Source organism: Mycobacterium kubicae (assembly GCF_015689175.1).
Taxonomy (GTDB): domain Bacteria; phylum Actinomycetota; class Actinomycetes; order Mycobacteriales; family Mycobacteriaceae; genus Mycobacterium; species Mycobacterium kubicae.
Map to the genome: position 1 here is coordinate 4,074,982 of NZ_CP065047.1, position 21,226 is coordinate 4,096,207.

Annotated in this window: 17 protein-coding genes; 3 read left to right on the plus strand and 14 right to left on the minus strand. The window is 64.5% G+C overall.

From position 1 onward, the window contains the following. Positions 1-8 precede the first annotated feature (8 nt). The 5 genes from I2456_RS19060 to I2456_RS19080 all read right to left on the minus strand — a co-directional run bounded on the left by I2456_RS19060 (position 9) and on the right by I2456_RS19080 (position 4,503). Entirely contained in the window at positions 9-1,211 is a 1,203-nt protein-coding gene (locus I2456_RS19060; RefSeq protein ID WP_068032771.1) for an amidohydrolase family protein, read from the minus strand. 34 nt (positions 1,212-1,245) lie between these two features. Beyond that, on the minus strand, positions 1,246-2,082 hold the full coding sequence (locus tag I2456_RS19065) for an enoyl-CoA hydratase (protein WP_068162086.1): 837 nt from the start codon (positions 2,080-2,082) through the stop codon (positions 1,246-1,248). 216 nt (positions 2,083-2,298) lie between these two features. Then, the gene (locus I2456_RS19070) at positions 2,299-2,571 is read right to left on the minus strand and encodes a GlsB/YeaQ/YmgE family stress response membrane protein (protein WP_068162016.1); all 273 of its coding nucleotides are present in this window, start codon (positions 2,569-2,571) and stop codon (positions 2,299-2,301) included. A 99-nt stretch (positions 2,572-2,670) separates the two neighbouring features. Further along, positions 2,671-3,684, minus strand: a complete 1,014-nt coding sequence (locus I2456_RS19075) for a dihydrodipicolinate synthase family protein (protein WP_085074823.1) — start codon at positions 3,682-3,684, stop codon at positions 2,671-2,673. A 21-nt stretch (positions 3,685-3,705) separates the two neighbouring features. After that, the gene (locus tag I2456_RS19080) at positions 3,706-4,503 is read right to left on the minus strand and encodes an SDR family NAD(P)-dependent oxidoreductase (protein ID WP_085074824.1); all 798 of its coding nucleotides are present in this window, start codon (positions 4,501-4,503) and stop codon (positions 3,706-3,708) included. A 143-nt stretch (positions 4,504-4,646) separates the two neighbouring features. On the opposite strand from I2456_RS19080, the gene I2456_RS19085 reads away from it, so the two are divergent. Further along, positions 4,647-5,444, plus strand: coding sequence for a TetR/AcrR family transcriptional regulator (locus tag I2456_RS19085; RefSeq protein WP_085074825.1), 798 nt, complete (start codon positions 4,647-4,649; stop codon positions 5,442-5,444). A 36-nt stretch (positions 5,445-5,480) separates the two neighbouring features. On the opposite strand, the gene I2456_RS19090 is transcribed toward I2456_RS19085, so the two are convergent. The 6 genes from I2456_RS19090 to fabG form a co-directional block, all read right to left on the minus strand. After that, positions 5,481-5,843, minus strand: a complete 363-nt coding sequence (locus tag I2456_RS19090; protein ID WP_068032782.1) for a hypothetical protein — start codon at positions 5,841-5,843, stop codon at positions 5,481-5,483. 68 nt (positions 5,844-5,911) lie between these two features. Beyond that, a complete protein-coding gene (locus I2456_RS19095) occupies positions 5,912-6,604 on the minus strand; it encodes a GntR family transcriptional regulator (protein WP_085074826.1) in 693 nt (230 codons plus the stop codon). A 4-nt stretch (positions 6,605-6,608) separates the two neighbouring features. Then, the gene (locus tag I2456_RS19100; RefSeq protein ID WP_085074827.1) at positions 6,609-7,802 is read right to left on the minus strand and encodes an acyl-CoA dehydrogenase family protein; all 1,194 of its coding nucleotides are present in this window, start codon (positions 7,800-7,802) and stop codon (positions 6,609-6,611) included. A gap of 23 nt (positions 7,803-7,825) precedes the next feature. Beyond that, on the minus strand, positions 7,826-9,022 hold the full coding sequence (locus I2456_RS19105) for a CoA transferase (protein ID WP_085074828.1): 1,197 nt from the start codon (positions 9,020-9,022) through the stop codon (positions 7,826-7,828). Then, the gene (locus I2456_RS19110) at positions 9,019-10,236 is read right to left on the minus strand and encodes an acetyl-CoA C-acetyltransferase (RefSeq protein WP_085074829.1); all 1,218 of its coding nucleotides are present in this window, start codon (positions 10,234-10,236) and stop codon (positions 9,019-9,021) included. Before I2456_RS19110 ends, I2456_RS19105 begins: the two co-directional genes overlap by 4 nt. Positions 10,237-10,248: 12 nt before the next feature. Then, a complete protein-coding gene (fabG, locus tag I2456_RS19115; protein ID WP_085074830.1) occupies positions 10,249-10,998 on the minus strand; it encodes a 3-oxoacyl-ACP reductase FabG in 750 nt (249 codons plus the stop codon). Positions 10,999-11,112: 114 nt separating this feature from the next. Between fabG and I2456_RS19120 the strand changes: the two genes are divergently transcribed. Both I2456_RS19120 and I2456_RS19125 read left to right on the plus strand, forming a co-directional pair. After that, positions 11,113-12,291: an acyl-CoA dehydrogenase family protein gene (locus tag I2456_RS19120; RefSeq protein ID WP_085074831.1), complete on the plus strand. Its 1,179-nt coding sequence runs from the start codon at positions 11,113-11,115 to the stop codon at positions 12,289-12,291. Positions 12,292-12,381: 90 nt separating this feature from the next. After that, complete coding sequence (locus tag I2456_RS19125; RefSeq protein ID WP_241007761.1) at positions 12,382-15,690, plus strand: helix-turn-helix transcriptional regulator; 3,309 nt, start codon at positions 12,382-12,384, stop codon at positions 15,688-15,690. Positions 15,691-15,696: 6 nt separating this feature from the next. Here I2456_RS19125 and I2456_RS19130 read toward each other — a convergent pair whose 3' ends face one another. The 3 genes from I2456_RS19130 to I2456_RS19140 form a co-directional block, all read right to left on the minus strand. Further along, entirely contained in the window at positions 15,697-16,764 is a 1,068-nt protein-coding gene (locus I2456_RS19130) for a phosphotransferase family protein (protein WP_085074888.1), read from the minus strand. Between the two features lie 86 nt (positions 16,765-16,850). Then, complete coding sequence (locus I2456_RS19135) at positions 16,851-18,587, minus strand: ABC transporter ATP-binding protein (protein WP_085074832.1); 1,737 nt, start codon at positions 18,585-18,587, stop codon at positions 16,851-16,853. Further along, positions 18,584-21,223: an ABC transporter ATP-binding protein/permease gene (locus I2456_RS19140; RefSeq protein WP_085074833.1), complete on the minus strand. Its 2,640-nt coding sequence runs from the start codon at positions 21,221-21,223 to the stop codon at positions 18,584-18,586. Before I2456_RS19140 ends, I2456_RS19135 begins: the two co-directional genes overlap by 4 nt. Between the last annotated feature and the right edge of the window lie 3 nt (positions 21,224-21,226).

Sequence of the window (21,226 nt, forward strand, 5' to 3'; positions counted from 1 at the left end):
AGTCACGGTTAGGCGGCTGCTGTGACCGTGACACCCAGAAGATTCAAGGCGTTGTCCCGCATCACCTTGCGGATGTCGGACTCGCTGAAACCGGTCAGCTCTTCGACGAACGACACCGGTGACTCGAGGCCTTCGCCGTGCGGCCAGTCCGAACCGAACAGGATCCTGTCGACACCGATCATGTCGGCCAGCGCGCGAAGGTCGTCCTCGTAATACGGCGCAATCCACACGTTGTTCTGCAACTGCTCGACCGGGTCCTGGGGAAATAGGCGGGGGTGGTTGTTGGCCACCTTTTTCAGGCGTTTGGCCAACCGGTAGACGAAGTACGACCCGTTCTCGATGCTGACGACCTTGAGCTTCGGATGGCGGGTGAAGACACCGTCGACGATCATCGACGCCATCGTGTCGTGAATCGCACGATCGTCAACCAGGACCTGGTCCAAGGGATTCGAGGCGCCGAACGCTTCGAACGTCGCCTTGCCGCCCCACATTGCCGCCACTTGCAGATAGCCACTGTCACTCAAGTGAAAGCCCACCGGCACACCCGCTTCCGCCAGTCGCGCCCACACCGGATCGTGGCTTGCATCTCCCAACGATCGCGGTTTGACCACCCCTGGCACGGGTGCGGGCCGCACCAGGACGAGCTTGGCGCCTCGGCTCAACACAAAATCGACCTCGTCAAGGGCCTGCACCGGGTCGGCCAACGAGATCATCGGTGCTCCGATGATGCGATGGTCGGGCCGATCGAATCCCCAGTCCTCGTCCAGCCACAAGTTGAAGGCGTGCACCGACGCCATGGTGGCGTCGATATCGTGCTTGAGCGCTTCTTCGACGCCGCAGCCGAAAGTGGGCAGCATGAACACTGTCTCGATACCTTGAGTGTCCATGACGGCTATACGGGCGTCCCGGTTCTGATACTCCGGATGGTCGGCCAGGCGTTCGACCCGCATGAGCGACGCCGGATCGACACCGTCGGGAATCTCGCCGCGGAACAGCAGATCCAGACACCCCGGCACGATGATCGGGTCGAAGGTCGGGTTGGGGATGAAGCGGTTGACCCGGTCACCGATGATCACCTGAGTGTGCCTGCCGTCGCTGACCATCTGGACACCGCGCCGCCGAAACCTCCTGTCCAAGTGCCGGGTGAAGGCATCCAGCGGCTCGTAGTAGTGGTTGTCGACGTCAATGGCTTGGTACCCCAAGGTGCGCATGATGATCCTTCCCGCCCGTGTCCGCCGGCAAACGCTAAGTGTCGTTTGAAGTGAGGGCAGGGAACTGTGGTGGCCGCTTCTGCAAGAAGCTCACGATTCCCTCGATGACGTCCGGTCGTGGCATCGCCTCATGCAGCAGGACCTCGGCGCGGGCGGTGGCTTCCACCACGTCACGTGTGGCATCGGCGTAAACCTGCCGCTTGATTACGGCCAGTGCCGAGGGCGAGCAGTTCCGGGCCATGTCCTCGGCGTATTGCAGCGCCCGAGGCAGCAGATCTTCCGGCGGCACAACCTCTTTGACGAGACCTAGCTTCGCCGCCTCGTCGGCCAGAAACGTCCGACCGCTCAACAACAAGTCGAGGGCCACACCCCATCCGGTCAACCGGGGCAGGATCCAGGAGATACCGAATTCGGCGATCAGTCCGCGGCGCGCGAACACGGCGGCGAACTTGGCGCCGGCGGCGGCGAACCGCACGTCGCACATCAGGGCTTGGGTCAGACCGATCCCCACACAAGAACCGTTGATCGCTGCGATGACCGGCTTGCGGAGCATGGTCACGAAGTGCGGCGGGCGTTCTCCGACCAGATCGGCCAGGTTGGTCCTGCCCGCCTTTTTCATCGTTTCGTCGTATCCGGCCGCCGATTCCGGCGCACCCAGGTAGGCCCCCGCGCAGAAGCCCCGCCCCCGGCCGGTTATGACGATCACTCGAACGGCCGGATCGGCTTCGGCGCGGTCGATCGCCGCGTAGAAGCCGGCAGCGATATCGGGGCCCCAGGCATTGAGTCTGTCCGGGCGATTGAACGTCAGGACGGCGACCCCGCTGGCTGTGGCGTCGTAGAGTACCGCGTCGTCGGCATCGGCGGTGCTCAATACGACCTCCTCACCAACCAGATTCCGGGCCCACTCAGTACGCATACTGTATACCTATCGGTACTGCATTCCACAACGGCCGCCGCCGCGGCGTGCAGGCGGTCGTGGCCGGCGAATTCCGGGTCGTGGGAAGCATGTCCACCGTCGTGGCGCGGGCGGCTCGCGCAAAGCGAGGGCGCACGCCAGCGTGGCGTGCGCCCTCTTCATGGGAGTTTGCTAGCGGGACACTCGATTACGGGTGACCAGCTTCACGATGGCCAGCAAGATGACCGCGCCGAGCAGACATGTCAGGAACGAGAACAGCAATCCGCCGCCGGCTACGTCGACGCCGAAGCCGCGGAGCAGGAATCCTCCGATCAATCCTCCGACGATGCCGACCACGATGTTGAGAACCAGACCCATCTGGGCGTCCGTTTTCATGATCTTGCTGCCGATCCAGCCGGCCAGGCCGCCGATGATGATCCAGCCGATGATACCTAGGGTGAGCATTTCCAGTCCTTTCCTGAAGTCCCGGCACGCGAAGTTTCGCGCGCCGTGATGAATACCGGTATGCCCGCCGAATGCTGCCCGTAATCGTGCTTACCGGCGTCAGCCCGAGGCGCTGATGAGCCCGAGGCGTCGATAGGCCGACTGGATCTGCGTCTTGGCCTCGGCCGGTAACTCCGCCTGCGGTGGGCGCGAGTGCGGGTAGTCGCCGATCGGCAACCCCAGCAGGGACGCGCAATACTTGAAGGCGCCGCCCCAGTGGGTGAAATACTCCGGACGGCCGGGGTAGCAGGTCCACCATGACCCGAGATCCAGATCGAACTGGTCGAGGCCTGACTCGCGCCCGTAGTCCATGGCTTCGAGCAACTTGTCGTTGTAGACCAACTCCCAGTATTCGGAGAACAGCCGCCGCTGCGGCGTCTCGAACAGGTAACCGGCGGTGCCCAGTTGCGCCGGACATACGATTCCGGCCCGCAGCCATCCGGCGCGGTACACGGTCCTGTCGCACTCCCAAACCACGAGATCCGGCGCGAGTTGGTGCAATCGCCTACTGCTCTCCGGCCGGAAAGCTCCCTCTTTGGTAGCGCATACGGCGGGCACTTCGTGGTAGATGCGGGCGCTCTCGCTCGGAGTCAGGACGTAGCCCGACGACGGTGAATTGAACATGCCCAGTGCAATATCGGTGCGCGCGGCGATGTAAGAGAAGAATCTCAGCACTCCTTCGCCGCCGTGCGTCTCCATCATCGGGGTTTGCAGGTAAGCAATATCGGCGCCGGCCTGCTGGGCGTGCAGCGTCAATTCCAGACAGTCCTTGGCCGTCATCGCCGAGGTACATGCTTGGACGACGACGTCGGGGTTGGCGCGCCGGCCTTCCTCGATCGCCACCTCGAGCAGGCGCTTGCGTTCGTCCATGGTGAGCGCCCAGAACTCGGCAATTCCGCTGGTGCACCACAACATTGGATGCCCGAGATCACCGACACAGTAGCGGATCAAGGTTCGGTAGGCGTCCCAGTCGATTTCGTCTCCGTCGGCACCGCAGAACGGTGTGTACAGCGAGTCGCCTATGCCCCGCAAGGCATTACGCGCCCACGCCCGCGCCTCCCCGGCTGTCGCCATGATGCCTCCTTCTGGCCGGTCTCAGGTGAAGTCCGAACCGCCGTCGACGTTGATGTTGGCTCCGGTCATGTAGGAGTTGCGCCGGGACACCAGGAAAGCCGCGACGGGGCCGATCTCTTCGGGCAGACCGGCACGCGGCATCTGGGCGGGATGCCCGAAATGTTCATCGATGGCTTCCATCAGCCGGTAGGGATCGTTGCCGTCGACGCCTACCGAGTTTGCCCAGCCGATCAATGACTCCGACGCGATGCTGCCCGGTGACACCACGTTGACCAAGATCTCGTCCTTGGCCAACAGCAGCGACAAATTCTTGGAGACACTGGTCACTATTGCCTTTGCAGCGGTGTAAGCGGGCAACATGACGCTTTGCCGTTGCGTCGAATGCGCCGAGAAGTTGACGATTCGCGCCCATTGCGCCTTGCGCAGCAAGGGAAGAGCCGAACGCACGCAGCGCACCATGCCCAACACTCCGTCGTCGACGGTCTGACGCCACTGCTCGTCGGTCAGGTCTTCAAAGCTGCCGGCAGCACCCGGTCCGACCGTGTTGACCAGCACGTTGAGTTCGCCGTGCCAGCGCTCACCCACTTCGGCGAACACCTTCTCGACCGACACCGCGTCGCGGATGTCGGCGGCGATTCCGAATGCCTCCGGGCTGCCGCGATCGGTGAGGTCTGACACCGCGGTGTCAAGAGCATCCGGTGAACGACCGACGATTGCTACTCGGGCACCATCGTCGGCAAGGCAACGGGCCGTGGCTAATCTCATGCCACGGCTGCCGCCGACGACCACTGCGGTGGCGTTCGCCAGACCAAGGTCCATGGCCTAGTCTGTCGCTGACCCGATGGCTTGAGCCCGGTCGTGTTTCGCCCGCGCAGCGGTGGATACCAAAAAGCCTACGATAGGTATTACAGTAGCAGACGAAAAACCCTAGGCGGGGCGGATGTTGATGGAGGTGCCCGACCGTGGCAAAGCAGGCTACCGCGGAGAAGCGTCAGCGACGCGAACGCGGATCCATCAACCCCGATGACATCATCAGTGGGGCCTTTGAACTCGCCGAGCAAGTGTCCATCGACAACTTGAGCATGCCACTCTTGGGCAAACATCTTGGCGTCGGAGTCACCAGCATCTACTGGTACTTCCGCAAGAAAGACGATCTGCTCAATGCGATGACCGATCGCGCGTTGAGTAAGTACGTGTTCGCCACCCCCTATGTGGAGGCCAGCGATTGGCGAGAGACGTTGCGCAACCACGCTCGCTCCATGCGAAAGACGTTCATGGCTAACCCCATTCTGTGTGACCTGATTCTGATTCGTGCGGCGCTGAGCCCGAAGGCGGCGCGCTTGGGCGCACAAGAGATGGAGCGCGCGATCGCCAACTTGGTGGAGGCCGGCTTGTCGGCCGAGGAGGCGTTCGACACTTACTCTGCGGTCTCCGTGCACGTGCGCGGATCGGTAGTGCTGCACCGGCTTTACGAGAAAAACCTCTCCGCTGACAGCGAACCGCGCGGGATCGAGGACGCCATGGCCATTGATCCGCAGACCACTCCGCTGATCGCCCAGGTGACCGGGAAGGGACACCGCATCGCGACCCCTGACGAGACGAACTTCGAGTTCGGTTTGGAATGCATCCTCGACCATGCCAGTCGGTTGATCGAGACAGGCGGCAAATCGGCTGCGAAAGCCAAGACGACGCTGACTCGGCAGCGCAAGGCCACCAAGGCGACTACATCGCGGGCGCGAAAAGCGGCCCCGTCGCGGTAGGCCCGGTGTCCTTAGGGGCCGGTAGACGCTGTGCGCCTAGGGCACTCGCGTCCAGGGTTGACAGTTCTGCGACTCGAAAGCTTTCACTGCGGTATTGATGTTCGCATACATCGGACCGACGGAGGTATTCGTCTGTAACACATGGTCCTTGCTCGCATCCGGGGTGCTGTAAGTGAACCAGGAACACATTGAGTCCTGGGTCGGTACGTCGTTTATCCAGACCGTCCAATTCGAGCCCGACCCGCCCGTGTGATACAGCCCAGGCGCGATGTCAGGCCCGACGAGGAAAACACCGTTGCCGGGAATTTCGTCCATGGGGTCAGCAACGGCCGACGGGGCGAAAGTAACGGCCACTACGGACGCCACCAACGTGGCCGCTGCGGGAAGCTTTCGGGACATCTCTCCTCGTTCTGTGCTGTCCCCCTTGACATGGCAGCCTATGCCGAGGCGTAGGCGGGAAACAACAGCTAGTCGGGCCTCGGACGGCCGGCATCGACGACCACCCCGCGCGCAACGAGGTGGTCGATCAATGGAACCGCACTGGCCGCCAGATGTTCAGACATCGCTGTGCGAGCGAGTTGCTCGTCGTGCTTGCTCAATGCAGACAACACCCGGCGATGATCCTTGACCGCCTGGTCCGGCCAGTGCTCGATGGTCGGAAAGACCGATTCCGGCGCGTAGCGGGTGATCTGCGACATCAGCTGAGCCAGCTTCGGCGAGTCGGCCGCGATGTTGATCGCCCGGTGGAAGTCGTGGTTGAGGCGCACGGTGCGCTCGTCATCGTCTGCGGCGTAGGCTTTTTCGAGTTGAGCCTGGATATCGGTGAGTCGTCGCAGTTGCTCATCGCTGATATTGATCGCGGCGCGGGCAGCAAGCTCACCGCCGACGTGAGCCTGCACATTGGCGACGTCGGCAAGATCGCGCTGGGTCACCGGCAACACGACAAAGCCGCGGCGGGGTTGTTGGGCGATCAACCCTTCGGCACGAAGGGCGAACAACGCTTCTCGCACCGGCGTCACACTGATTCCCAATTCGGCGGCCAGTTGGTCCAACCGGATGTATTGGCCCGCAACATAAGTGCCTTCGAAGATCCTTCGGCGCACGAACCGGGCCACGTCCTCGGACAGTTGTGGCCGGGCCGCGAAGTCGGGAACGCTCATGGCCCTACACCTGGTACTCGGCGAGCAATCGCTTGCTGATGATGGACTTTTGGATTTCACTGGTGCCCTCGCCGATGAGCAGAAACGGCGCATCCCGCATCAGGCGCTCGATCTCGTATTCCTTGGAATACCCATAGCCGCCATGAATCCGGAAGCTCTGCTGGGTCACTTCCGAACAGTATTCGCTGGCAAGATATTTCGCCATCCCGGCGGCGACGTCGTTGCGTTCACCGGAGTCTTTGAGCCGCGCCGCGTTGACCATCATCAGATGCGCGGCTTCCACCTTCGTCGCCATCTCGGCCAGCTGGAACGCGATGGCCTGGTGTTCGGCGATCGGCTTGCCGAAGGTCTGCCGTTGCTGGGCATAGCGCACCGCCAACTCGAAGGCTCGAAGGCCCACACCGCAGGCTCGCGCCGACACATTGACCCGGCCGACCTCAATTCCGTCCATCATCTGGAAGAACCCTTGCCCCGGCGTTCCACCGAGGATGTCGTCGGCGCTGGCGCGGTAACCGTCGAAGATGAACTCCGTCGTCTCGATGCCCTTGTAGCCAAGCTTGTCGATCTTGCCCGGAATCACCAGACCGGGAGCCACCTCCCCGAAGCCGACCGGCTTCTCGACGAGGAAGGCGGTCAAATTTCGGTGCGGCTTGTCCGACCCTTCGTCGGTGCGCACCAGCACCGCCACCAGCGTCGAGGTGGCCCCGTTGGTCAGCCACATCTTCTGGCCGTTGATGACGTAGGTACCGTCGGATTCGCGTTGGGCGCGGGTGCGGATGGCGGCCACATCGGAGCCCAGCTCGGGTTCGGACATCGAGAAAGCACCACGTGACTCCCCAGCCGCCATCGCGGGTAGAAAGCGTCGCTTTTGTTCGTCCGTGCCGTGCTGGCGCAGCATGTAGGCCACGATGAAGTGGGTGTTGAGCACACCCGAGACGCTCATCCAGCCGCGGGCGAGTTGTTCGACGCACAAGGCGTAGGTCAGCAGCGACTCGCCCAGGCCGCCGTATTCCTGCGGAATCATCAATCCGAACAACCCCATCTCGCGCATCTGGTCGACGATGTCTTGCGGGTAGGTGTCGGAGCGCTCCAACTGTGGTGCGTTAGGGATGATCTCCTTCTCGACGAACTGGCGTACCGTCGCGATGATTTCTGTCTGGAACTCGGTCAGGCCAAGTGTCTGGGCAAGTTTGGTCATGCGCTGTCCCCTTTTTCAGCTCATCAGGCGATCGTGTTCGCGCTCGTCAACCGAGCGATGTCCGACGCCGTGAGCCCCAAGTACTGGTTGAGGATATCGGCGGTGTCCTGCCCCAGGGCAGGAGCTGGGGCGCTGCGCGGGTGCTCACCGTCGAACGCGGCGGGCAGCCCGGCAGCCAGATAGTCACCGACGCCGGGTTGGTTCAGCACCGAAAATAGTTTGCTGTCAGTAACTTTCGGGTCCTGAGCCACCTGCGCGAAAGTACGGTATCGCTCGAACAGGACGGTGGTATTCGACAGCGCAGCTGTGATCTCGTCGGCGTCGTGATCGGTGAACCACGTTGCGAACAAGCCGGAGAGCACGTCGCGGTAGCGGTACCGGTCACCCTCGGCGGCGAAATCTACTTCCAGCGCCTGGGCCAAGGCGGCCACCGCCGAGCCAGTGCCGGTCACTTCCACCAGATCGCGGAAGTGCCGTCCGGTCAGGGTGACCACCATGAACCTGACCGCGTCGCGACTGGTGAAATCCTGGCCGTACTGGCCATAGATGGCGTTGCCCAAGCGCTGACGTTGCGTTCCGTTCACCTGTGGCTCGGTCAACAGGCCAAGGTTTCCCGCGGTTGCCAACGCGACATCTTCCAACGCCAGGCTGATGCGCGCTCCGGCACCCGAGTGGTCTCGGCGCCGGATCGCGGCGACCACCGCCAGCGCGGCGTACAGACCGCAACACACGTCCCAGGCCGGCAACACGTGGTTCACCGGTCCGGCGTGCTGGACCGGGCCCGTCACGAGCGGGAAACCGGTGGCCGCATTGACGGTGTAGTCGACCCCGGTGGAGCCGTCCGAACGTCCGAGTAACTGCACGTGAATCACGTCAGAACGCTTGGCGCTCAACAGGGCGTGGTCGAGCCAGGGCAGCGCGGTGTTGGTGACGACGATGCCGTCACCTTCGGTGATCAGCCGCTGCACCAGATCCTGACCTTCCGACGAGCGCAGGTCGATGGTGGCCGAACGCTTTCCCTTGTTCAGCCCGGTCCAGTAGATCGAGGTTCCACTCGCTGCCAGCGGCCATCGCTGGACGTCGGAGGCACCACCGATTGGGTCGACCCGGATGACCTGTGCGCCAAGCTGGCTCAAGGTCATGCCGCACAGCGGTGCGGCGACGAAGCTGGATACCTCGACAACGGTGACGCCGTCCAGCGGCAGCATGGGCTCGCTCACGCCGGGGTGACCCGCTCGAAGACCGCGGCTAGCCCCTGCCCGCCGCCGATGCACATCGTCTCCAGCCCGTACCGGGCCTGGCGGCGATTGAGCTCTCGCGCCAAGCTGGCCAGCATGCGTCCGCCGGTCGCTCCGACAGGATGGCCCAAGGAGATACCGGAGCCGTGAACGTTGGTCCGGTCGTGGTCGGCGGCGCCGAATCCCCACTCCCGCATCACCGCGAGGGCTTGGGCGGCGAACGCCTCATTCAGCTCGATCAGATCCATGTCGCTCAAGGCGAGACCGGCTTTGGCGAGTGCGACTTCGGTCGCGGGCACCGGTCCGATGCCCATGATCTTGGGTGCTACGCCCGCCAGTGCCCAGGACACCAGCCGCACCAATGGTGTCAACCCGTACGCGGCGGCCGTTTCCGGCGTGGTAACGATACACATTGCGGCGGCGTCGTTTTGGCCACTGGCGTTGCCGGCGGTGACGGTAGCCTCTGGATCATCGTTGAGTAGAACCGGTTTGAGCTTTCCCAGCGATTCCAGCGTGGTGTCGCCGCGCGGATGTTCGTCGGTGTCGACGACGTCTTCCCCGTTCCGCGTGGTTACCGCTACGGGGATGATCTCTTCAGCCAGGATGCCGTCTTTTTGCGCGGCCACCGCCCGTTGGTGGGATCGCACCGCCAGTTCGTCTTGTTCCCGGCGTGAGATCCGGTACTCGCGGCGCAGGTTCTCCGCTGTTTCGAGCATGCCGCCGGGCACGGGGTGGTGGCGCCCACCGGCGGTCGTGCGTCCGCGCGCCAGTCCGTCGTGCACGCGTACGCCCGAACGTGCGGCGCCCCAGCGCATATCGGTGGAATAGAAAGCGACGTTGCTCATGCTTTCGCAGCCTCCGGCGATGACGACGTCGTGGTGGCCGGCGCTGACCTGCATGCACGCCTGAATCACCGCCTGCAGACCCGACCCGCAGCGACGGTCGACCTGCATGCCGGGCACGGTGACCGGCAGGCCGGCATCCAACGCCACCACCCGCCCGATCGCCGGCGCCTCGCTGCTGGGATAGCAGTGCCCGAGGATGACGTCGTGCACTGCCTCGGCGGGCAGTCCGGTTCTTTCCAGGAGCCCCTTCAGCGCGGCGACGGCGAGGTCGACGGCGCTGCAGGACTTGAACATTCCACCGTAGCGGCCGATTGGTGTCCGCACCGGCTCGCAGATGACCGCCTCGCGCATGGATCAGCCGGCCTAGATGTGCCGGCCGCCGGTGACGTCCATGACAGTCCCGGTCATATAGGACGACAGGTCGGACGCGAGAAACAGTGCGACGCTGGCCACTTCACTGGGCTCACCGGCACGGCCCATCGGGATCTCGGCGACTTTGGCATCCCAGATGCGTTGCGGCATGGCTTCGGTCATCGCCGAACGAATCAGCCCAGGAGCGATGGCGTTGACCCGAATCCCCAGGTAAGCAAGCTCTTTGGCGGCGGCTTTGGTCATGCCGACGATTCCGGCCTTGGCCGCCGAGTAGTTGGTCTGACCGATCATGCCGACCTTGCCCGAGACCGATGACATGTTGACGATCGCGCCGCGCTTGTTTTCCCGCATGATCGCCGCGGCCAGCCGGGTGCCGTTCCAGGTTCCCTTCAGATGCACGTCGACGACTTGGTCGAACTGTTCCTCGGTCATTTTGCGCATGGTCGCATCGCGGGTGATTCCGGCGTTGTTGACCATGATGTCCAGATCGCCGAACCGGTCGACGGCGGTCTGGATGAGTGTCTGCACCTCGTCGGCTTGAGTCACATTACAGCGCACCGCCAGGGCGACCTCGTCACCGCCGAGCTGCTTGGCCGCGGCCTGCGTCGCCTCGAGATTGAGGTCGCCCAGCACCACCCGAGCGCCTTCGGCGACGAATCTTTCGGCGATGGCCAGCCCCAGCCCTTGTGCACCGCCGGTGATCACCGCGGTTTGACCGTTCAGCAACGACACCTGTATCACGCACCCCTCACTGTCATGGGCCCAGCCGGGCGGGCCGCCGAATATCGTATTTCATATAGGATCCTGGCGCAGGCGCGGCCCAGCACCGGGAGATTTGTGGAGGAGCACTCTTTGATGACTACCGCTGAGGTAACCGAGGTCCCCGACGAGGATTTCCAAGAGATCCTGGCCCAGACCCGGCACTTCGTGCGCACCACCGTGGTCCCGCGTGAGCAGGAGATTCTCGCCGAGGACCGGGTGCCCGATGACTTGCGTGACCACGCCAAGAAGATGGGGTTGTTCGGATACGCAATCCCGCAGCAGTGGGGTGGACTGGGCCTGAATCTGGTGCAGGACGTCGAGCTGGCCATGGAGTTGGGTTACACCTCCCTGGCGGTGCGGTCGATGTTCGGCACCAACAACGGCATCGCCGGGCAGGTGCTTGTCGGCTTCGGCACCGACGAGCAGAAAGCCCGCTGGCTGGAAGCCATGGCGTCAGGCGACGTGGTCGCCTCCTTCGCCCTCACCGAACCCGGCGCCGGCTCCAACCCCGCCGGACTCCGCACCAAAGCCGTTCGCACCGGCGACGATTGGGTCATCTCGGGTCAGAAGCGCTTCATCACCAACGCTCCCGTCGCCGACCTGTTCGTCGTCTTCGCGCGCACCCGGCCCGCAGACGACCGGGGCTCGGGTATCGCCGTGTTCTTGGTGCCCGCTGACGCTGCCGGCGTGGACGTGAGCGCCAAAGACGCCAAGATGGGACAGGAAGGTGCCTGGACGGCCGACGTGAACTTCACCGACGTACGCGTGGACAACACCGCGCTGATCGGCGGCAGTGAAGATATCGGGTATCGGGCGGCTTTGACTTCCCTGGCCCGCGGGCGAATCCATATCGCCGCGGTTGCGGTGGGCGCCGCCCAGCGCGCGCTCGATGAATCCGTCGCCTATGCGGCAACCGCGACGCAGGGCGGGGTACCGATCGGCAGCTTCCAATTGGTGCAGGCGATGCTCGCCGACCAGCAGACCCAGGTCATGGCCGGCCGCGCCCTGGTCCGGGAGGCCGCACGACTGTGGGTCACCAACGAGGACCGGCGGATCGCACCCTCGGCGGCAAAGCTGTTCTGTACCGAAATGGCCGGCAAAGTAGCCGATCTCGCGGTGCAGGTCCATGGTGGTAGCGGCTACATGCGGGGCGTTCCGGTCGAACGGATCTACCGCGACGTTCGACTGCTGCGCCTGTACGAGGGCACCAGCGAGATCCAGCAGCTGATAATCGGTTCGAATCTGGTCAAGGCCGCGCAGCGCTCACTCTGACAGTCGGCGGCCCGACATTGCTACCAGCCGAGACCGATGTACGCATGATGGCGGATGTTTCGCGGCGCCGGGCTTTGCATCCTGGCTAACATGAAAGAACTCGATCCTCGAGCGGGTATGCCGCGACTGGACTGGAGCGATGCGGGCATGAACGAGGCTTTGCCGAGTGGCACCGTCACGTTGCTCCTGGCTGACGTGGAAGGTTCCACGCAGTTGTGGCAGTCCCAACCCGATGCGATGACCACGGCCATCGCAAATTTGGATCGGACACTGGCCGACCTGGTGAGCGCCCACTGCGGCATCCGGCCGGTGGAGCAAGGGGAAGGTGACAGCTTCGTCATCGCCTTCGACCGAGCCTCCAATGCCGCAGCCTGTGCCCTGAGCCTGCAGCGTGCGCCGCTGGCGCCGTTGCGGCTACGGATTGGACTACACACCGGTGAAGTGCAGTTGCGCGACGACAACAACTACGTCGGTCCGGCGATCAACCGAACCGCCCGACTGCGGGAACTCGCGCACGGTGGCCAGACGGTGCTTTCGGGCACCACCAGCGACCTCATCGCCGACACCCTTCCGGACGATGTGTGGCTGACCGAGTTAGGCACACACCGCCTTCGCGACCTGCCTCGACCCGAACGTGTCGTCCAACTGTGCCATCGGGATCTCTGTAATGACTTCCCGCCACTGCGAGTACGGGAAACTGTTGCCGCGCACCACCTTCCCGCACAGCTGACCAGTTTCGTGGGCCGCCACGACGAATTGGCGGAAGTCCGAAGCCTTCTGCAGGACAACCGGTTGGTCACCCTGACCGGCGCCGGGGGCGTCGGCAAGACGCGGTTGGCCGTGCAGGTTGCGGCGACTGTCGCGGAAAGCTACGACGACGGTACCTGGTACGTCGATCTGGCCCCGCTCACCGACCCCGATCTGGTGCCCATCACGGTGGCTCGCGCGCTCGGCCTACCGGATCAGCAGGGACGTGCGCCGCTTGCTGCACTGCTGCAGTTCATCGGAGGTCGACGGTTGCTCCTGGTGCTGGACAACTGCGAGCATCTGCTGGACGCGAGTGCCGCATTGACCGCATCGCTGTTGAGTTCGTGCTCGCGGTTGACCCTGATGACCACCAGTCGCGAGCCGATCGGGGTCGCAGGTGAAGTGACGTGGCGCGTGCCGTCGTTGTCCCTGGCCGATGATGCAGTGCGAATGTTTGGCGACCGCGCCAGCCAGGCCCGGCCGGGATGGTGCCTCAGCCAGGATTCCACGGCTACGGTGGCCGAGATTTGTCGCCGCCTCGACGGCGTGCCGCTGGCCATCGAATTGGCAGCCGCGCGGGTGCGGGCCTTGTCACCAGAAGAGATTCTCGCCGGGCTGCAGGACAGATTCCGGCTGCTCACCGGCGGATCTCGTATGGCGGTGCGTCGCCAGCAGACGTTGCAGGCCTCGGTCGACTGGTCTCACGCCTTACTGACCGAGCCGGAGCGGGTGGTATTTCGCAGACTGGCCGTTTTCCAAGGTGGATTTGACCTGCAGGCATGCCAGGAGGTGGTCTGTGGTGACGGCCTTGCCCGCGCTCAAGTATTCGATGTGCTGGCGCTGCTCGTCGACAAGTCACTGGTGACCGCCGAAACAACCGGCGGCGCAACGCGATACCGATTGCTGGAGACGATGCGCCAGTACGCGCAAGAAAAACTCGGTGCCTCCGCCGAAGCTGCCGTTGTCCGCCAGTGGCATTGTGACTACTACACCGCACTCGCCGCGGCGGCGGATGCGCCCACCACATCCGATCTCGTATTGCTGCTCGACCGGGCGGAAAGAGAGTTGGACAATCTGCGGGCCGCATTCGCCTGGAGCCGGGAGATCGTTGACACCGACAACGCTCTGCAACTCGCCACGTCCCTGCAACCGCTGTGGCTTACCCGAGGGCTTGTCAAAGAAGGATCCGACTGGCTCCGGATTGCCTTGGCAGAGGCTGAAGGGGGTCAAGCCGCGCCCGCGGCCGTGGCTCGAGCCCTGGCGGACAAGGCATATCTGGACAACATGCGCGACGCTGAAAATCTCGCACGAGCAGAGCGTGCCCTCGCGATTGCCCGGGAGCTCGACGATCCGGCACTGTTGGCGCGCGCCTTGACCACTTGCGGCCGGTTGGCTGCCTGGACCGCAGACCTCGCGCTGCCCTACTTGGCGGAAGCGGAGGAATTGGCTCGAGCCATCGGCGACAGAAGGAGATTGGGCCAGGTCCTCTACAGTCAGGCCCTGAATGCGGTGATCGGTACCGGAGATCTGGACACGGCGCTGCGCGCAGGCACGGAAGGACGCGACCTCGCTGAGGCGATCGGAGACCGGAATTACTCCCTGGGTTGCCAATACTGTTTGGGCGCGGCCCAAATGGCGCGCGGTGATGTGACCGGAACAGAGAAGCTGCAGCGACGCCTGATGGTCCAGGCGGACGCCGAGCACGACTTGATCTGGCAAGTGAGCACCCGCTCGTCGCTATGCCATGCGCTGGCGAATACCGGACGAGCGGACGAGGCTCGCGCCGTCGGGCTCGAGGCGCTTGACGGAGCAGCCGAGCTCGGTCGGTACATGGAGGGCGTGGTGCTTTCCGCGCTGGCGTTCGCTGCCCTGGCGGGGGGTGATGTCGACGCAGCGGCCGAAGCCAACGAATCAGCACGGGAGCGGTGGGACGATTTGCTGTCCCGGCTGGCGACGACGGCCAACAAGCCTGGTGCCCAAGTCGCTCTCATCATCGGCGATCTGGTGACAGCGCGACGCCTCGCCGACCACGATGTCGCCGCCGGACACGGCTGGTTCACCGTGCACGCCTTGAGTGTCCGCGCGCGGGTGGCAATGGCCCAGGACCAACTTGGACGCGCCGAACAAGACGCCCACGACGCGCTGGCAGGTGCCGCAGAAATGGGTGCGCACCTGTTCGTCCCCGACTTGCTGGAATGCCTCGCCGTATTGGCCGGCGAAGCCGACAGCCACTTGGAAGCGGCGCGTCTATTCGGCGCAGCACACGCAATGCGGCAGCGAACCAATATCGTGCGCTTCAAGATTTACGACACCCAGCACGCCGCATCGGTAGATCTCGTCCGTACTGCGCTAGGAAAGGCCAATTTTGACGGGGCTTTCATTGCCGGCTCGGAGTTGTCCACCAGCGATGCGATCGCCTACGCCCAACGCGGTCGCGGTGAACGCAAACGTCCTACTCGCGGCTGGGATTCGTTGACCCCAACCGAGCTCGACGTCGTTCGACTGGTGCGCGAGGGTCTAGGCAACAAAGACATCGCCGTCCGGCTGTTCGTCTCCCCGCGCACGGTACAAACCCACCTGACGCACGTCTTCAGCAAGCTCGGGCTCACCTCGCGCCTGCAGCTTGCTCAGGAGGCAGCCCGTCACGACTGAGCGGGATCAGCCGAGCAACTCCAGCGTCCCAAGCTCACGAATCGCCTGGCATCCTCGGCGCAGCATGGTCAGCACCATGTCGTCGCCCCGCTCGGTGGAAGCTGCGAAGGCGAATCCCAGCGCGGAGATCAACAGCGCCTGCGGCATACCCAATCGGTAATCGCGCCAACAGGTCTCGATGTCGTAGCCGGTCACCCCGTGCTCGCACAATGCCCGGTGATAGTCGGCCACCAGATCTTCTTCGATGGCGGCGCGCAGTGCGGAGTCCAGGCTGGTTGCGGTGAAGTAGGCCAAATCCCTTGCCGGCAGGCCTATTCCCAGCGTCTGCCAGTCGACCACAGCGACCCGCGTGCCGTCGGGATCGAACAGCAGATTGTCCAGCCGGTAGTCGCCGTGCAACAAGGAGAACCGATCGGGCTCGACGCGCAGCCACGGCGCAATCAAACCCATTGCATCACCGAATGTTTGGTGGTCTTCAGCGCTCATCCGGCCACCAAGCTTTTCCAGCGTGATGTCACAGCTCATCTTGGCCACTTCACCCAGGCCCGTGGCCGAAGCCGCGTCCGGTAGCGGAAATGCGATACCGGGAAGGCTGAGCCACGACGGGTCACACCAGCTCGGTCCGTGTAAGCCCGCCAGGGCAACGACCGCCAACCGCGCCTGCTGCCCACCGCAGCCAGCCAGCTGATCTCCCTGTACCGCGGGTGCTTGATCAGCGAGCAGCAGGGCGAAATCCATTGCATCGTCGCCAATTTCACAGTAGAAGCACTGCGGTGCTGGAACCCGAACCCGGTCGGCCACGGAGGTGTAGAACGCGCATTCACTGCGGTAACCGATGGCGACCCGGTCACGCACCGTGTCATCCTGCGCGGGCAGCTTGATGACGAAGGTGTCCGGCAGTTCGCCCGGGGCGGTGTCGTACGTGACGGACACCCGATAGGTGGCCCCGGTTTGTCCGGTGCCGATGGCGACGACCTCGACCTGGGCTACCTCTACCGGCTTGCCCTGGCCGCTCAGGACGCGCGCCAGCCATTCCGGCGTCACATCGCGGGGGTACCGGGGAATCGAAACCAGGGCAGTCACGGCGCGCCTCCACCAGCAGCTAGTACGGCCAACTCACCGACTGTAAGCGATACGGCACGGGCTTCGGCCGAGGGCAGCTATTCGGCGAGGATGCGCCACTCGGCGGCCTCGTGCTGCTGGCGCCAAAACTCACTGAAACGGCCACCGGCGCTGAGCAATTCATCGATGGAGCCGTCTTCGACCACTCGGCCGTTGTCGACGAAGAGAACCCGGTCGGCATGCCGGATGCTCGCCAACCGGTGCGCGACGATCACCCGGGTGTGTGCCTGCGGGTCGGCGGTGAGCGCGTCCACCACGGCGACCTCGTTCTCGTTGTCCAAGGCACTTGTCGCCTCGTCCACCAGCAGTATCGGAGCACCTTTGAGCAGGGCTCGTGCAATGCTGACCCGCTGCCGTTCACCCCCGGACAGCGCTGACCCGGCTTCGCCCACAACCGTGTCCGCTCCGTCGGGGAGCCGGGCGGTGAGCTCGTCGACTCGTGCTAATCGGATGGCGCGCGCGAAGCGTTCCTCGTCCGCCCGGGGGTCACCGGCAAAGACGTTGTCCTTGATCGTTCCGTGGAAGAGGTAGGGGTGCTGGAACACGACGCTGGTGGCCTCTCGTCGTGCGTTTGCATCCAGCGTGGCTACATCGATCCCGTCGATGAGTACCCGACCACTCGTCGGCTGGTGCAGTCCAGCGATCAACGCCAGGATGGTGCTCTTGCCGGACCCCGAAGGCCCGACGATGGCGGTCGCACTGCCCGGCCGCAGAGTGAAGCTGACGCCGTCGAGGACCGGGGTATTGCCGGCGTAACTGAAAGTGACGTCGTCGAATTCGATGCTCGGGGCAGTCCCCCCGTCGTGGAGTGCGGTGGACCCGGCGCTCATTGCGGGTGCGGTCAGCACCGAGTGAATCCGGTCGAGCGTCGCACGAGTGCTTTCCAACGCCGGCGCCAATTCACTGACGGTAGTGAATGGCTCCAGGTAGCGGGCCATCACAACGATCAACGCGATGGCCTGCGGCACAGTAAGGGTGCCGCCCACGGTCAGGGCGGCGGTGGCTCCGGCGAGCCCAATGAGAGCCAGCTGGCTGGCAATGCTGAACAACAACTGTCCGGGAATCTGCATCCCCAGTAGCCGCAACGTCGCTCCGTGCTGGGCGGCCAGAGCATTGCCGACCATGCTGCGCGCCGGCTCGACGCGGCGTGCGGCGCGCAACGCCTGCTGGGTCCGGGCGAACTCGATAATCCGTTCGGTGAGGGCGGAGTTGGCGTCGGCCGCCGCCGCGTCAGCACGTCGCGACAGTCGCACCGAGGCCCACAACGCGCCCAGTAACAACGGCACGCCCGCCAGCGCGGCGGCACCCAACTGCCACGAGATGGGCAACAACGCCAGCGCGATGACGGCCGGCAGCGCAACCGCCGTGATCAGCGGCGTGAGCAGGTTGACCACCAGACCGACGAGTTCGGGCCCGGTAGCGGCAATCGCCTGCCGCGCCGTTGCGGTGTTGTCGGCGCTGAACCAGTCCAGGCGGACGTCAGGAAGCCGGTCGGCGACGTCGTGCTGAGTGTGGTCGAGGACGGCGAATCCCAGGTCGAATCCTATTCGCGCGGTAGTGGTGTCAATGATCCAGCCGATTACCGTCGCGACGGTGAGCCAGCCCAGCCACGCCAACGCGCGTTGCGGAGTGTCGCTGAACAACGCCCCGATCAGCGGAACGAGCAACACGGTGGCCACCGCTCGCACTACCACGGACCCGAAGGCCAGTGCGGCAAAGCTGATGACCTTGGTCCGGCGATCGACCGGCACCAGGCTTATCCAGGTGCGGATCATCGTGCAGCGTCCTGACCCGCGCTCGCGGCCACCGCCTGGCGCTCGCCGGTCTGCTGCCCCATTTGCCAGAGCCGGCGGTAGCGTCCTTCGGCGGCGAGCAACTCGTCGTGGGTGCCCCGTTCGACGATCCGGCCGTGGTCGAGCACGACGATCTGGCTGGCCTCGGTCACGGTGTGCAGCCGATGCGCGATCACCAGCACGGTGCGGTCCCGGGTTAGCCGGTTCAGGGCTTGCTGTACCAGGTATTCCGATTCCGGGTCGGCATAGGCGGTCGCCTCATCGAGGATCAGGACCGGCGTGTCGGCAAGGATGGCGCGGGCGATGGTGAGCCGTTGGCGCTCCCCACCGGATAGCGCGGCGTTGGCGCCCAGGACGGTGTCGTATCCCCGCGGCATGCGCAGTATCCGTTCGTGAATCTGCGCCTCCCGGGCCGCGGCCTGGATCTGTTCCGTGGTGGCGTCGGGAACCGCCAAGGCGATGTTCTCGGCGACGGTGCCCTGCACCAGCTGGGTTTCTTGCAGGACGAAACCGACGCTGCGGTACAGCTCATCGGCGGTCAAAGAACGAATGTCTTGTCCGTCAATGCGGATGGCGCCTTGGTCGACGTCATGGAATCGGGCCAGCAGCGCGGCAAGCGTGGACTTTCCCGACCCGGACGGGCCGACCAGCGCGGTGACCGTGCCCGGCCGCAACTGCAGTGACACGTCATGGATCACCGGGACGTCGGGACGGTAACCGAAGGTGACCCGGTCGAACACCACCGTCCCCGACGAGTCCGATGCGGTGACTTGTCCTTGCTGCTGCACCTCGAGTTCTGGCTCCGTGAGGGCAACTTGGAGGCGGCGGGCGGCCAGCGTCCCCCCGCGAATACCACCGACGCCGTAGGCGATGCCGAGCAACCTGGTGCCAAAGGTGGTACCCAGCAACAGGAATGGCAGGAGGTTGACCGGATCCATGCGATGGGTCACGACGAGCAGAGTTCCGGTGGCGGCGATGAGCCACAGAAATGTCGACGGCCGGGTGGCCAGATCCATCATGGTCTTCTTGCCGGCCAGCGGGCGTTGCCAGGCGACGAGGAACCCGATGTACTCGTCGAGGCGTCGCCGGAAGCTCGACGCGGCGGCACCGCCGAAAACCCGGATCACCGGCTGGCCTTCGAGATACGCACCGGCTTCGTTGTTCATCTTTTCGGCCCATTTCTGGGACTGAGCGATACGGGGGCCGGACTGAATCATGAGCGCCGACGATGTCACCAGGTACACCAGTACCGGCCCGAACAGTACGAGTGCCACCCGCCAATCGACGATGAACAAGTAGACCAGCACCGCCACCGGCGCCACGACCGCATTGACGGCGTCCGGCACGGCATGGGTGACCAGATAGTGCAGTGACAGCGTGTCGTCTTGCACCAGCGCCTTGATAGACCCCGAGCCTCGGGCGGTGAACCAGCCGAGTGGCAACCGGGATAGCTTGCCCAACAACCTTGATCGCAGACCGCGTGCGAATCTGGCGTCGACCACGTGTAACCAGAGGGTGAGCGCGGCTCCGAGCAGGGTGCCCAATCCCGGTAGCGAGATGGCCGCGACGCCCACGTCCCAGAGTTGGGACTCGTCGGCACCCGAGATGAGCAACCGAGCCAATTCGACGAGCAGCACGAACGGCGCCAGCTGCACCAGTGTGACGATGGCCTGCAAGACGCCGGAGACGATCAGGGCTGAACGAAGCGGCGCCAGCAACTGGCCGGCGGCCTGAGCGCGCCACCTGCCCCGGGGAGCTGGGGCAGCCACGTCGCTGAGCGCGGCCGTCACCGATTCCGGTTGGGGCGCAACGGCTTCGGGATCGCCACTAGGGGCGGTCGCTGCGACGGTTCCGGCTACTTGCGGCTCATCACCGCGGCGAGTGCCCATCTCCCGTCCGGCGCTCCAATACGCCTGCGCGTGCACCTCGGACTTGGGGAATCCGAACGCCTCACGCAGCCGCTTGCGCACCTGCTTGAGAGTGGTGGCCTCTGGCGTCGCCCAGGCATACCAGTTCGACCAGTCCCGCGTCTCGATAGCCTCGGCCAGCGACTTCTCATCCCGACGGCGAACCCAATGCACCTGCAACCGAGGATGTTCCGCGATGGGAATCAAGGTGTCGTGGTAGTCGTGTTGTTCGAGATACATCTCGATGGGCACGTCGTCCGGAACCGTCCCGATGATCCCGTTCATCCCCGGAATCGACGCGGAGTCGCCGACCAACAGGTAGCCGGCCGGCTGGTCCTCGGGTGCGTCGAATCGGGATGACCCCATCAGCGACATGACGGCGATGGTGGCGCCCGGTTGCACCGTGCGGGCCCATGTCGAGGCCGGCCCGGCCGGATCGTGCAGCACGACGTCGACCGCGAAGCGGCCGGCCGCCGCGTCTGCCTCTGAAATGGTGTAGGCGCGCTGGAATTCCGTCTTGGACCCGTCGGGATCGGGGAACCAGAACCGCAGCCACGCGGCAGGTTCGGCTTCAGCATCCTCGAACAGCGTCGGCGACTGCATGCGGATCCGCACGAAATGTGGCGCAATCATTACGGTTTCGAGCACCGTCGCGGTATGGTCGCGCGCACCGAAGCCGCGCAGCATCGCCCCCTGAAAACCGCGTGCCATCAA

Bases quoted from the DNA above. Each gene is read 5' to 3' on its own strand.
- I2456_RS19060 (WP_068032771.1), bottom strand. From the start codon at position 1,211: ATGCGCACCTTGGGGTACCAAGCCATTGACGTCGACAACCACTACTAC.
- I2456_RS19070 (WP_068162016.1), bottom strand. From the start codon at position 2,571: ATGCTCACCCTAGGTATCATCGGCTGGATCATCATCGGCGGCCTGGCC.
- I2456_RS19075 (WP_085074823.1), bottom strand. From the start codon at position 3,684: ATGGCGACAGCCGGGGAGGCGCGGGCGTGGGCGCGTAATGCCTTGCGG.
- I2456_RS19080 (WP_085074824.1), bottom strand. From the start codon at position 4,503: ATGGACCTTGGTCTGGCGAACGCCACCGCAGTGGTCGTCGGCGGCAGC.
- I2456_RS19090 (WP_068032782.1), bottom strand. From the start codon at position 5,843: ATGTCCCGAAAGCTTCCCGCAGCGGCCACGTTGGTGGCGTCCGTAGTG.
- I2456_RS19095 (WP_085074826.1), bottom strand. From the start codon at position 6,604: ATGAGCGTTCCCGACTTCGCGGCCCGGCCACAACTGTCCGAGGACGTG.
- I2456_RS19100 (WP_085074827.1), bottom strand. From the start codon at position 7,802: ATGACCAAACTTGCCCAGACACTTGGCCTGACCGAGTTCCAGACAGAA.
- I2456_RS19110 (WP_085074829.1), bottom strand. From the start codon at position 10,236: ATGCGCGAGGCGGTCATCTGCGAGCCGGTGCGGACACCAATCGGCCGC.
- I2456_RS19120 (WP_085074831.1), top strand. From the start codon at position 11,113: ATGACTACCGCTGAGGTAACCGAGGTCCCCGACGAGGATTTCCAAGAG.
- I2456_RS19125 (WP_241007761.1), top strand. From the start codon at position 12,382: ATGAAAGAACTCGATCCTCGAGCGGGTATGCCGCGACTGGACTGGAGC.
- I2456_RS19135 (WP_085074832.1), bottom strand. From the start codon at position 18,587: ATGATCCGCACCTGGATAAGCCTGGTGCCGGTCGATCGCCGGACCAAG.
- I2456_RS19140 (WP_085074833.1), bottom strand. From the start codon at position 21,223: ATGGCACGCGGTTTTCAGGGGGCGATGCTGCGCGGCTTCGGTGCGCGC.